The organism is Clostridium sp. DL-VIII, from assembly GCF_000230835.1.
Classification (GTDB): domain Bacteria; phylum Bacillota; class Clostridia; order Clostridiales; family Clostridiaceae; genus Clostridium.
On sequence record NZ_CM001240.1, the window covers coordinates 3,906,596 to 3,919,650 of the forward strand.

General features: G+C 28.5%; 12 protein-coding genes. 1 reads left to right on the plus strand and 11 read right to left on the minus strand.

The window, feature by feature from the left end; translation table 11 throughout:
• Positions 1-13: 13 nt before the first annotated feature.
• On the minus strand, positions 14-871 hold the full coding sequence (locus tag CDLVIII_RS18025) for a metallophosphoesterase (RefSeq protein WP_009170896.1): 858 nt from the start codon (positions 869-871) through the stop codon (positions 14-16).
• 411 nt (positions 872-1,282) lie between these two features.
• The gene (locus CDLVIII_RS18030; RefSeq protein ID WP_009170897.1) at positions 1,283-2,479 is read right to left on the minus strand and encodes an Mbeg1-like protein; all 1,197 of its coding nucleotides are present in this window, start codon (positions 2,477-2,479) and stop codon (positions 1,283-1,285) included.
• A 234-nt stretch (positions 2,480-2,713) separates the two neighbouring features.
• On the opposite strand from CDLVIII_RS18030, the gene CDLVIII_RS18035 reads away from it, so the two are divergent.
• On the plus strand, positions 2,714-3,610 hold the full coding sequence (locus CDLVIII_RS18035; RefSeq protein WP_009170898.1) for a cation diffusion facilitator family transporter: 897 nt from the start codon (positions 2,714-2,716) through the stop codon (positions 3,608-3,610).
• A gap of 99 nt (positions 3,611-3,709) precedes the next feature.
• Here CDLVIII_RS18035 and CDLVIII_RS18040 read toward each other — a convergent pair whose 3' ends face one another.
• The 9 genes from CDLVIII_RS18040 to fliB all read right to left on the minus strand — a co-directional run bounded on the left by CDLVIII_RS18040 (position 3,710) and on the right by fliB (position 13,030).
• The gene (locus tag CDLVIII_RS18040) at positions 3,710-4,708 is read right to left on the minus strand and encodes an inorganic phosphate transporter (protein WP_009170899.1); all 999 of its coding nucleotides are present in this window, start codon (positions 4,706-4,708) and stop codon (positions 3,710-3,712) included.
• A complete protein-coding gene (locus CDLVIII_RS18045; RefSeq protein WP_009170900.1) occupies positions 4,701-5,324 on the minus strand; it encodes a DUF47 family protein in 624 nt (207 codons plus the stop codon). Before CDLVIII_RS18045 ends, CDLVIII_RS18040 begins: the two co-directional genes overlap by 8 nt.
• A gap of 461 nt (positions 5,325-5,785) precedes the next feature.
• Positions 5,786-7,726: a [FeFe] hydrogenase, group A gene (locus tag CDLVIII_RS18050; protein ID WP_009170901.1), complete on the minus strand. Its 1,941-nt coding sequence runs from the start codon at positions 7,724-7,726 to the stop codon at positions 5,786-5,788.
• 257 nt (positions 7,727-7,983) lie between these two features.
• Positions 7,984-8,637, minus strand: coding sequence for an HAD family phosphatase (locus CDLVIII_RS18055; protein ID WP_009170902.1), 654 nt, complete (start codon positions 8,635-8,637; stop codon positions 7,984-7,986).
• Positions 8,638-8,727: 90 nt separating this feature from the next.
• The gene (locus tag CDLVIII_RS18060) at positions 8,728-9,387 is read right to left on the minus strand and encodes a nitrite reductase (NAD(P)H) (RefSeq protein ID WP_009170903.1); all 660 of its coding nucleotides are present in this window, start codon (positions 9,385-9,387) and stop codon (positions 8,728-8,730) included.
• A gap of 256 nt (positions 9,388-9,643) precedes the next feature.
• Positions 9,644-9,826 carry a DUF1858 domain-containing protein gene (locus tag CDLVIII_RS18065; protein WP_009170904.1) on the minus strand — a complete coding sequence of 61 codons (183 nt, stop codon included), beginning with the start codon at positions 9,824-9,826 and terminating at the stop codon, positions 9,644-9,646.
• A gap of 158 nt (positions 9,827-9,984) precedes the next feature.
• Complete coding sequence (locus CDLVIII_RS18070) at positions 9,985-10,461, minus strand: DUF1676 domain-containing protein (RefSeq protein ID WP_009170905.1); 477 nt, start codon at positions 10,459-10,461, stop codon at positions 9,985-9,987.
• A gap of 228 nt (positions 10,462-10,689) precedes the next feature.
• Entirely contained in the window at positions 10,690-11,478 is a 789-nt protein-coding gene (locus CDLVIII_RS18075; protein WP_009170906.1) for a Cof-type HAD-IIB family hydrolase, read from the minus strand.
• A gap of 409 nt (positions 11,479-11,887) precedes the next feature.
• Complete coding sequence (fliB, locus tag CDLVIII_RS18080) at positions 11,888-13,030, minus strand: flagellin lysine-N-methylase (RefSeq protein ID WP_009170907.1); 1,143 nt, start codon at positions 13,028-13,030, stop codon at positions 11,888-11,890.
• Positions 13,031-13,055: the final 25 nt, after the last annotated feature.

Here is a 13,055-nt window from a genome sequence, read left to right on the forward strand (position 1 = left end):
ACTTTCTTTATATTTAGTCTGGCTTTCTCGAATTTAATAAAGTAATACTTAGTATCTCAGGCATATTAAATATTCTTATTAACGGTTTACTATGTCCAATTCCTCTGCTGACAATCATCTTTTTATTATTGTCTTCGTATATGCCACTGCTATATTTAGGGAAAAATTTTCTTTCAGGAGAAAGCAATGCTCCTAAAAAAGGTAATCTAATCATTCCTCCGTGAACATGCCCAGATAAAATTAAATCTACATTATATTTTATATACTTTTCAAAATATAAGGGATTATGCGCAAGTAATATATTATATTCCTCTTCCTTACATCTCTCTAGCACTGGAGCAATTACCTCATTCAAATTTACTAATGGCTTATTTCTTATTTTATAAAACTTAAGAGGAATATCAATTCCATAAATATTTAAATTATCTTTCTTTCGTCTTAGAACTATTTTTTCATCTTTTAATATTTTAATACCTAATTTATTTAATCTATCTAGAATTAGGTTTAAGTCACTTTTTGCTAAACGCTGTTCATGATTTCCTACAATATAATATATCTTATATTTTTTGCTCAATACTTGTGCTAATTCTAAAAATCTGTCAAATTTTTTGTCATACTTATTAACCATGTCTCCTGTCATAACAATAATATCAGGCTTTTGATCTTCAACTTTTTTAACAATTTTATTAGTGTTTCCAATAAATGAATGACTATGAAAATCTGATAAATGAACTATTTTAAAATTATTAAATTCCTTTGGTATTTTATCACTTTTAATTTCATATTTAGATACTCCTATTAGTTTGTTATCTAAATACACTCCTACTATTAATAAAAATAATGCCGCTAATACTGTTAGTCTTTCAATCATTAATTTTTCTTACCTTTCTTAAAATAATAAATATATTTTACCACAAAATAAGAGCTTACTTTATGTAAACTCTTAAAATCACATTTACATTTATATAATTTTTTTATTCTCGCCAGCTTTTATCTTTGCCTCCTCTTTATCAAATTTACCTTTATGCCCTTCAAACCTGCATGTTTCCTATAAATATTTATCTATTTTCCTATAAAAAATTTTTCATATGAAGATATTTTTCTTTATACATATATTCATAGCTAAATATATTAATATAAACAAATTTACATAGAAATATTCAAACATATTTTTATAGCTTTATATGAAGTAATAGAAGCGGAGGCAGACTATAACTTAATCTGCCTTTATAATTTTATATCTATAAAATAACTCTTTTTTTCAAAAGTAAAACCTCAATTTTCAAATCTCATGTCTAAGATCATCAATTAGATTATCAAAGCTTTTTGCTATATTATTTATTAGTTCAATTTCATTCCCATTAAAAAATTTCATCTTTTTTATTATTTCATGTCCAAAACTTTCAATATTGTTCATACTGCCTGAAAAAATTTCCTTAGATCCTTCTTCCTCTATATCAATAAGATCATTCCAAAATAATAATGGCAAGATCAGAATTTCCAATATAGGATATGCTATACTGAAAATGTCTAAGCTTTTCATATCGTTATCATAAGAAAACAATGTTAATACTTCTCCTGCTACCTTCAGCGGATCGTCTTTGTTTTCTTTTTTACATAAAATCAATTCAACTACACTTATGATTTTATTAGTAACAAAACTTTTTACATCTCTTGGTAGGTCAGTTATTACAGCTTCTGAAAATTTATTAATTATTTTTGAAAAATTTGCTTCATTAGTTTCTTTTCTTAATTTTCCATTACCATCTAAAAGTATATTAATCTTATGATAATCAAATGGATTAAGCTGAATTTCTGTTTCAATATAATGCTTTTTCCCTGCAATTGAGTTAAATAAACAGCTTACATAATCGTATTTTGCATTTATAGCTGTTATTTTAAACTTATTCCTATTTATATCCGCCTCATACATCTTTATGAATTCATTGGAAAATCCTTGTCCGTTAACAGATATACATTCACGTACCTTAGGAGACAATATAGCTGCATATTGAGCCTTATTACCTCCCTTTGAATGCCCAGTGATAGTTATATTGTTATATTTAAGTCCATTTATATACTTTAAGGCATCAATTTGCTCCCGTGTTTCATTTTCATATGCTCCCATCCCATTATCCTTCCACTCACTTTTCGATACCGTCCCCTTGAATACAACTGTACTATTACTTTCATCATCTATAAAACATGCATATTTAACTCCATTTTCATCTCGACTAATATCTTTTATTTTTAATTTTCCAAGATTAGGCTTATTTATAATTTGCTCAAATATTTCTATACGTTCACTTTTCTCTAGCTGTATTGAACAATCTCCCATTATCTTAATATTTTCAGGAAAATTCTCAGCATTCATTAAATCATATATTATATTTATAAGAAATTCATCCTCCCCAGAACTCCAATCTAAATATATAAAACTATCTAAAAGTATTAATTCATCATAACTTAACTTCCCCACTCTTCCTCCATATTATTATATTAATAGTATTTACATTACCAAGATATTCAATTTCACAAAAAAAGCTAATATATTTAATTTAACTTACCAATTGTAAAATGATTGCATTTCATTATCAATTGATAGTGTGTACTAGCTCTATTTTTCATTGACTTTCACTATTTTTAGGTATATTATAATGTTAATTTGTTTTATCAACTGATAAAGCTTTAATTGAGTTTGGAGGTAGTTTATATGAATTCAAAAGTTAAAGTTGCTAGATTGTCATTGCTTTCAAATAGCACTTTAATAATTCTCAAATTGATTGTCGGACTCACAACTGGTTCAGTAAGCATAATATCAGAAGCTATACATTCAACTATGGATTTACTGGCTGCTATAATAGCTTTCTTTTCTGTAAAGATATCTGATATGCCAGCTGATGATATACATCCCTACGGTCATGGGAAAGTTGAGAATATTTCAGGGGTAATTGAGGCACTTCTCATACTGGCCGCTTCAATTTGGATAATAATTGAAGCAATAAGAAAAATAATTAATCCTGGTGAAATGGAGTCTGTAGGCTTTGGATTTATTGTCATGTTCATTTCTTCTGGTATAAATTATATTGTATCAAGGGAATTATACAAAGTTGCTAAACAAGAAGATTCTATAGCATTGGAAGCTGACGCGCTACATTTAAAAACAGATGTTTATACGTCACTTGGCGTTGGAATTGGATTATTCCTTATATGGATAACCAAATTAAATTATCTAGATCCTATTGTTGCAATTTCAGTTGCAATCTTTATACTAAAAGAAGCCGTTGAATTATTAATCTCTGCATTCAATCCGCTCTTAGATGTAAAACTGTCTAACGATGAAATTGAAATTATAAAGAATAGCATAAACAAATTTTCTGCAGTGTTTTGTAATTATCATGATTTTAAAACAAGAAAATCTGGGCGAATTAGATATGTAGATTTGCATCTTGTATTTCCGGAAAATATGACAATTAAAGATGCTCATGATATATGTGATAAAATTGAAAATGACATAAAAAAATCATTAGCTCATACTGAAATTATGATTCACTTAGAGTCATCGGAAAATAATTCCAATTGCAATCAATGCAATAAGAAGTGTAAATAAAAATTATGTAAAATAGCCTGCAAATTCTCATCTCATAAGAATCTGCAGGCTATTGTTATATTGAAAAAATTTTTTCATCAAATTATTTATTCGAAAATATTATGCAAATAATTTCATTATATATATAATTAATGCTGAAAGGGTTGCTGTAATTGGAATAGTCAAAATCCAAGCCCAAACTATATTTTGAGCAACTCCCCATTTTACTGATTTAAATCTTTTTGATGCTCCAACTCCCATAACTGTTGTTGAAATTATATGGGTTGTACTAACTGGCGCATGGAAAAATGTTGCTAAGAATATAACCGCAGCACCACCAGTTTGAGCTGCAAAACCATTTACTGGTGTTAACTTAGCCATTCCGCTTCCCATAGTTTTAATTATTTTCTTTCCTCCACTTGCTGTTCCAAGAGCCATAGCTATAGCACAACATGCTATAACCCATATGGGAACATCAAATGAACTGATGACTCCACCACTAAGTAATGCCATAGTTATAAGTCCCATAGATTTTTGTGCATCATTACCACCATGATTTAATGCCATAAATGCTCCTGCAAGAATTTGAAGTCTTAAAAATACTTTATTTATTATACCAGGCTTAAATGGTCTTAAAATCCAATTTAACGCTATCATCAAAAAATATCCTACTGTAAATCCTATTACAGGTGCTATAAATATCCATATTATTACCTCATTAAATAGATTATTCCACTTAACCACATTAAAGCTGCAATTATATGCTATTCCTCCACCAACTAGTGCACCAATTAATGCATGTGAAGAACTACTTGGAATACCAAAATACCATGTAATTATGTTCCATATTATTGCCGATATTAATACTCCTAATATAACCCATTGAGGCATATCATTGTGGCTCACAATACTTTCACCTACAGTTTTTGCAACTGCAGTTCCTGAAAATGCTCCAATAAAATTAAATATAGCGCATATAACTATTGCAGTTTTTGGTTTAAGAGCTCTAGTAGTTATGGAAGTAGCTACTGCAGTTGCCGTATCATGAAATCCATTAATAAAGTCAAATATTAATGTCATTATTACTATTAATATTGTTATAGTCATAGTACTAAGCATTCTTTATGACAACTCCCTCTACAATATTTGCAATCTTTTCACATTTATCTATAGTATTCTCTAATAATTGATATACTTCTTTCCATTTAATTATTTCTATTGGATCTTTTTCATTTCTAAATAATTCTCCAACTGTTTTTCTAAAAATGCGATCCGCTTCACTCTCAAGCTTGTTTATAGTTATAACCTTCTCAAGAATATTATTTTTGCTTCCGATTAAGTGAAGTTCACCCATTAATCCTACAATATCTTTTGTGCATTTTATTAGCAAATCTGCTAAAAGCTTAGAACCTTCTGTACCTTCTGTAATGTTAAACATTACAAATCTATGTACAGTTGAATTTATTAAATCCAATATATCGTCTAATCTTTTAATTAGCTTGTATATGTCTTCTCTATCAAATGGAGTTATAAAAGACTCATTTAATTGTTTAACTACAGTACCAACTAATTTATCTCCTATATGCTCCAATTCTTCAATTCTAACAGCATCATTTTCAATATTAGATAAAGAATCTAGACTGCTCCTTAAAGTTTCTGCAGCTGCATCGACATTCTTAGCCGCATCAATAAACATCTTGTAGAATTTATCTTCTTTTGGATTTAAATTAAACATTATTATCACATCTCCCTATAAAATATAACCTTCGACAAATTATTAGTTAACACAATCCTGTACTAGTATATTCTATTTTAATAAAAATTTAAACTATTTTTAATAAAACTTAACCTAAATTTAATATTGCATCCTTTTTATTATAATATATTTCTAACCTATTTTTCCATATAAGTTATTTTATTGTTGCGAAAATAATATTTTACGTTATTTAATTCCAATAAAGTTAATTAGTTCTTAAAATAACAATATATTAACATACAATCTTTATTATTTTATAACTAAAAAACTCATATATTTTTGTTCTAAAAAATATTATTTAGAATAAATAGGTAGTTTTTCATACTTTATTATAATAAAATCCTAAAAATATTATATTTTTTCTCAAAAATATAAGGGTTATCTCAAATTAAAATACTTTCCTGAGATAACCCTTTTCCTTTAAATTTTAAACCTTAAACCTAATCATTACTCTTTTTAATTCTAGGGAAATATCTAGTATGAAGTAATTCATGTGCCTTATTACTTAATGGATGATCTAAATATTTCTCATAAATTGCAATAACTTCAGGATTTTCATTAGATCTTCTAAGAGTTTTAGATCTATCTATATTATTTAATCCCTCTGCTCTTTTTTCTAAAACTTCCTGCTTGTTTTTTCTTATCTTAGGCTGTCCACCGCCACCGATGCAGCCACCGATGCAAGCCATTATTTCTATAGCATGGAAGAATTCTTCACCCGATCTTATTTTATCTAACATCTTAGCAGCTTCTTTAAGACCATGAGCCACACCAATTCTAAGCTTTATATCATCAACTTCAAGTTCACATATTCTAAAACCATCCCAGCCTCGAAGCTGTTCAAATTCTATATTATCTATTCTCTTTTTAGTTATATTTTCAAGAGCGGTTCTTGTAGCAGCTTCTATAACTCCACCTGTTCTACCAAAGATAATTCCAGCTCCAGTATACTCACCCATTACTGTATCTATCTCTTCATCTTCAAGATTTTTTAAATCTATTCCTGAATTTTCAAATATTTTTATAAGTTCTCTTGTTGTAATAACATAATCAACATCATAATTCATATCAACAGAGAATTCTGGTCTTGATGCTTCATATTTTTTTGCTATACAAGGCATAATAGCAACGGATGTTACTTCATCTCTTGAAAGACCTTTTTCTTTCGCCCATATTTCTTTAGCAACTATAGCAAACATCTCCATAGGTGATTTTGCTGAAGAAGGGACCTCTAGCATATCTGCATAATTTTGTTCTATAAACTTAATCCACGATGGGCAACATGAAGTTAAGATTGGAAGTTTAACACTCTCATCCCCAGCTAAATGTCTTTCTAATCTGTCTTGAAGCTCTGCCGCTTCTTCCATTATAGTTAAATCAGCACCCCAAGCAGTATCAAATACATAATTCACACCTAATTTTCTAAGACCTGCTGCTATTTTCTTTTCTACATTGTCTCCTGGTTCAAATCCAAAAGCCTCACCTATAGCAACTCTAACAGCTGGTGCCATTTGAGTTATTACTACTTTATTAGGTGTAGCTAAATCTCTAAGAAATAAAAGTGTATTATCACCAACACTTATAGCATCAACAGGACATGCAGATACACATGCACCACAGTGAGTACATCTATTATAATCTATTACATGTCTCTTCTTTAATTCTCCATCTATGCAGTCAACTGGACATGCTCTTTTACATGCTCCGCAACCAATACATTTACTTGTAATATTTAACTTAACCAAATGACTGCATTGTGATGTATAACATTTCTTTTCTTCTATGTGTTCTTCAATTTCATCATAAAATTTATCAATTATTTCTTCCATTATATTATGTTTTTGATTCATTTTGCTTTTTACTGTTACTGCAAGATTTCTTAAAATATAGATCTCACGCATATCAGATACGCCTTTACTAATTCTATCTAAAATATTAAACATTTCAGTTATGTCTTCTTTAACTATTTCATAATTCTTGTAAGAGCCATCTTTTATTTTTGCAAGAAGATATTGAATATAAAATTTTTCAAATTGAATTATACAATCTTCTTGAGATAAAATAATTATAGTTCTTGCAATATTTTCAGAAAATAATCCGAAGTCGAACTCTTCATCTAAACTCTCTTCTGTTAAAAAACCACCAAAAGGAAGTCCTATTTGAGCTGCCTTAAAACTGCTTTTATTTATAAGTCCCCCGCATAATTCTATTATATCATTAAGTGTAGCCCCTTCTGAAACCTCTATAATTCCAGGATTATTAACTTTTCCGCATATAGCTATTTTTCTGCCACCGCTTAGTTCTTTTAATTCATCATCACTAAAAACAGTAAAAACTGATCCTAATGAACTTTGTATAAATGCTGTTTTTTTATCTTCCATAATACTACTCCTTATCTCTTATGAGTTGTTTTTCCATTCATTATATAATACGCATAAATCAACACTTGTTTGGTATACATTCAAATATTCCAAGTATGTTACTTTAGCATAATAACATAAAGAATCCTATATTATTATATAACACTTTAAATAAAATTTCCTTAATAAAATGACAATATTGAATAAAAAATGACATTAAGGATGTTTTTATTCTTTTTAATTCCTCAAATGCCCTTTTATCTAAACATTCTATCCATTTAATTTTCAAAATATTCTTTAATTTTAAATAGATCTTTAAAACTTCTATTGCAATACTTTAATATTTCATCATCTGCTTTTTTTAAATCCTCAACATGCATTCCAATCATTTTAGCATTGAAAGCTGCTTTAATACCTGCAGCTGAATCTTCAATGACAATACAATTTGAGTAATTTACCGAAAGCTTTTGCGCTGCTTTTAAAAATATTTCTGGATCCGGTTTAGAATTTTTTATGTCATCTCCACAAACTATTACATCAAATTTTTTAATCATTCCAGACATATTTAACTGCCTTAAGGTTCTATCTCTTTTAGCTGAAGTTGCAATAGCTATTTTATATTCATTTTCTTTTAAAAAATTCAATATTTCTTCAGCGCCTGGCTTAACGAGGACTTTACCTTCTTCAATTTCCCGCATGAACATCTCATCTTTCTCTTTATACATTTGTGCTATAGGAAGGTCCTTCCCGTATATCTCAAGAAATGTTTTAATAGCGTTTTTTCTTCCTTTCCCCATTACTGATATGTAAATTTCTTTTGTCATCTCATATCCATACTTTTTAAATATTTTTCTCCAGTTCTCTAAATAAAGCCTTTCTGTATCAAATATTACTCCATCCATGTCAAATATGACTGCTTCAATTTTCCTCATCTTTTCCTCCGATTATAAACGCCAATTCTATATATTTTATAATTAATTTCTTCTAACTAGTTTATAATTAAGTATTATTAATTTATATTTTTATACTTCTGCCGCTTTAATTACTTCCTGTTTAAACTTCTCAATATCGATCCTGTCAATAAAAAATCCCAATTTTTCTCCAGCCTCTGCAAATTCTTTGTAATAGTCAATAATACTGTCAATCAGCTTTAATGCTTGTTTTTCAGTTACATCCTGCGCAATTATATCTGCCATTCTAGGGTTGTATCCACCCGATCCTCCAGCGGCTACTATAAATCCAGTTTTATCAGCAATCACTCCTATATCCTTACTATATACACTTCCACATGCATTTCTGCACCCAGCTACACCTATTTTAGTTCTACACGGCATTTCCATCCACTGATATTTTTTCGAAAGCTTCATACCAGTGCTTATAGTATTAAATTTTGATCTTTTACAGTATCCTGCTGGGCACATCTCAACATTCTTTATTGAATTTTGTGTCCTTACTGCTGGCTCCATCCCAAGCTCATCCCATATGTTAGTCAAGTCTTCCTGTTTTAAGTTAGTTATCAAAATACGTTGACCTGATGTTATTTTTAATATCCCATTATATTTTTTTGTGACATCCACAATTTTTTGCATAATATCTACAGTGATAAATCCACCAGGAATATGCGGTGTTATTCCAAAAGTTCTCTTCCCGTCTCTAATTTTTTGAAGATTTCCAGAACTCATAATCCATCCTCCTATACTGCTTTTTACATTCATTCTAAGTACTTGTTTTACAGCATGTTATTATATAATAATTTTTGTGAGCTTATCTTTATTTCATCACTAGATTTAACATTAATCTATTATAACACTGTTTTGTATAAAATGTTCTACTCTCTATATTTCTTCTAATAGGATTAATAATGATTTGATATTAGAATTAAGGCCACTGAAAAAACTCATTTTCAGCGGCCTCTAAATATAATTAATCTATATGATGTTATTTATTTAAAGCCTCTAATAGTTCATCAAGCTTTAAACCATGTACCATTGCTGCATCTTCAAGACTTTCAGCTTGAGATGATGGACACCCAACGCATCCCATCCCAAAACTCATTAAGATTTGTGGTGCATCATCTTTTATCTGTATAATTTGAGCTAATGTCATTTCTTTAGTAATCATAAATTTTCCTCCTGCTTTCTAATATTATCTATGTTTAGTGAACTAATCATTTCAATAAACTTTATCTTGTTACTATTATATTAAAAAGCATGAATACATACAGTAACAAATGTTACACACGTGGTTGAATTCAAAAAATATGTTTTATATGAGCTTAGTCATTTAGATATCAGTAACTTCTCAAACATTTTCTCCTGCTTTTCTTCATCTTTTATAACTTGAGATAAAATCTTATATATATTGTTATTTACATCATCTATTTTTTCTAATAAGCGTCCTTGTACATCTACCAGAAGACCTATATTGTCCCTTTTAAATTCAACTGTATATTTAATTAAGCCTTGAGTATTTTTAATTTCTGGTAATTTAATATTATGCTTAAATTCAGATAATAATTTTGAAATTCTGTCATATAAATAAAATTCAATAGATTCATCTGACTCATCTGTTAAGCTACTTTTTAATTTTTCATAATACTCAATATGCTTCTTTTCCCGCCTTTTAATCACTTTAATCACTGCATATATTGCTAATGAATTATTCTTAAATATTTCTTCCAGCATTACATATATATTAAAGAAATCTTTTTCAATGTCAATTAGTTTTTGTATTAAATCAGAAAGTGTATAATTCAAGTTAATCCTCCTAATACTAAAAATTTAATCATGCTTTACATGCAATTTTAGTTGATTTTTTTCTTTTGCTTTAAATCCATATAAAGTTAAAATGTTTAAGATGTATTTTTTACAAATGTATATACAATTTACAATAATATAACAAATTTATTCTATAAAAAATCCAGTTTATATAAGCCAAAAGTCATGTAAACCTTTTATCTTTTACTTTTATGATACATGAAATCATTAGATTAAATTATAGCTTTTCATAGCGTTATATAACCCATCATCAAAAATCTTACCTGTTACGTATGATGCTATCTCCTTTAATTCTTCCACTGAATTTCCCATGGCTATACCTACACCCACTGCTTTGAACATTGTTATGTCATTATAGCCATCTCCAAAAGCAAAGGTATCTTCTCTACTTATTCCTAAGAAGTTACTAATATACCTAATGCCATCTGACTTATCAAAATTTCTAAAAGATACATCAGCAGACATATGAGCTCCATGAGTATTAAATATTAAATCATCTTTAAAATAATCTTTGCATCTGTTAAGATGATATTCACTACTATAAAAAATATCTAGTGCATTTACTTGTATACTATCTGATTCCCATGTCCTCACTAAATATGATTCGCCTTTAAATTGAGAATTATACTTTTCCATTTCCTTTTCTTCCATTTTGTATGGATAGCCATTATATTGTCCAACAAAGCTGCACCTTATTCCAAGTTCATCAAACGCACTTTTAAGTTTTGTTATAATTTCTGCATCTACGGTCTTATTATAAATACAATTTCCATCATAGATTATATATGTTCCGTTTGTGCATATATATCCATCAAACATATCTTGACCAAAAATTTGATTAATAAATCTCATTGGCCTTCCACTACATATAAATGCTAAATTTCCATTGTCCCTAAATTTCTTCAAAGCTATCTTGGTGCTATCCGGAATTCTATGCACTTTTCCATCGAATCCATATAAAGTTCCATCTATATCAAAAAATGATACCTTTCCCACTATAAAATTCCTCCGCCCGTATAATATTGTACTTAATAAATACTACCATTTAATATTATAGCTTAATATGATATCTTGTCTAGCATTTTTACGTATTTTTTATCCATAATATTCTGTATTTTCCATCTAATTCTTATGTAATTTTCTTAAATCTTATTTCATTCCACATTTACTATCGCCAGTCAAATGTATACTTTATAATTCAAACTTCTTTCAAATTAAGTAAGGCAGTAACTAAATTCAATCTTAGTTACTGCCTTACATTTCTTTTTTACCATTTTATATTTTCTTTTTTCAATCTCTAGAAAAATATATTGACACCTATATAAATTGCTATTACTTTAACTCGATAACTGAATACTTATAACCTAAATTATCAATATCATAATAAAGTTTATATAGTATAATCTTATTTTCCCAACAATTCTTTAAATACCTTATTATGCTCTATATCTTTACTTAAGGCCTGAATCACTCTTATGACATTTTTTTCATTAATTTCCTTCTTAGAATTTATCGCAATTCCTATAACATAGGTCTTTATTATTCTATAGCTGTTGATCAATGTTTTTAAGCTGTCTGCCAGCTTCTCCCCCTTATTAAAAGGAATTAGATCCTTAAAAATCTGATTAACTAAATAATTTTCAAATATATAATCATATTTTTTTAAGCCTTCAAGATATTCTGGCATGCAGTTTAGATATTCAATTATATCATTATTACTTGAAATTCCGATTGTATATTCTTTCAAGCATTCTTTAAGTTTTATACTTCTTACATTATCAAAGAGTTTCTTGTCTGCAAGAGTATCATAAAATTCTTTTTCTTCTTTGAAAGGGAAACCTTTTGCTGCCTCCAAATTTATTAATTCATCATTATAGTCTGATAATAATTCTTCTAAAGCATCCAATTCCTGCGAATTTTTAAAAGCTTCAATATTTCTATAAAAGTCTTCAAGAATATTTAATCTCTCCTCTATGGAAAATTCTCTTGACTGAATTATGTTTATTGATATAACTCTGATATCCCAAAAATATTGAAGAAGGCTCTCACTCCCTTCAAAGGCCTCGCTATCAATAATTCTTCTTATTTCAATCCCCTCTTCATCAATATTTTCGTAAGTCTCAATAAACTCCATTTTGTCTTTCTTTAATAATGCTTCAAAGCATATTTCTTCACAAGAAGGCAAGCCACTTTTTTCGTAGACTCCATCTACAATATTAAAAACTCGCGGATAACTTTTACATGTAATACATAGATTTTCTTCACCAAATCCACCATGTATATCACATAACATATTAGTATTTAAGAATGGACATTTACTTTCATCTTTAAGTATCATAAATCCATGAGTAAAAACGTCATGTTCTTCTTTGTTTTCAGTAAATTTTCCATCTAAAAGCTTTTTAAAATCACCAATGCTCTTTGAATATTTTTCATAGGTATTCTCATCTATATTAATGTCCCAGCCTGCACAGCATGTATCAGTACACTTTGCATTTATGCATTTAAAATCAGCCATATACTTGGGCATAAAAATTTTAACTTTCATTATTTGCTCCAATCTTTCTTTAGTA

Coding starts and splice junctions, on each gene's coding strand:
- CDLVIII_RS18050 (WP_009170901.1), bottom strand. CDS start 7,726: ATGGAAGATAAAAAAACAGCATTTATACAAAGTTCATTAGGATCAGTT.
- CDLVIII_RS18040 (WP_009170899.1), bottom strand. CDS start 4,708: ATGCTTAGTACTATGACTATAACAATATTAATAGTAATAATGACATTA.
- CDLVIII_RS18060 (WP_009170903.1), bottom strand. CDS start 9,387: ATGAGTTCTGGAAATCTTCAAAAAATTAGAGACGGGAAGAGAACTTTT.
- CDLVIII_RS18035 (WP_009170898.1), top strand. CDS start 2,714: ATGAATTCAAAAGTTAAAGTTGCTAGATTGTCATTGCTTTCAAATAGC.
- CDLVIII_RS18025 (WP_009170896.1), bottom strand. CDS start 871: ATGATTGAAAGACTAACAGTATTAGCGGCATTATTTTTATTAATAGTA.
- fliB (WP_009170907.1), bottom strand. CDS start 13,030: ATGAAAGTTAAAATTTTTATGCCCAAGTATATGGCTGATTTTAAATGC.
- CDLVIII_RS18045 (WP_009170900.1), bottom strand. CDS start 5,324: ATGTTTAATTTAAATCCAAAAGAAGATAAATTCTACAAGATGTTTATT.
- CDLVIII_RS18055 (WP_009170902.1), bottom strand. CDS start 8,637: ATGAGGAAAATTGAAGCAGTCATATTTGACATGGATGGAGTAATATTT.
- CDLVIII_RS18065 (WP_009170904.1), bottom strand. CDS start 9,826: ATGATTACTAAAGAAATGACATTAGCTCAAATTATACAGATAAAAGAT.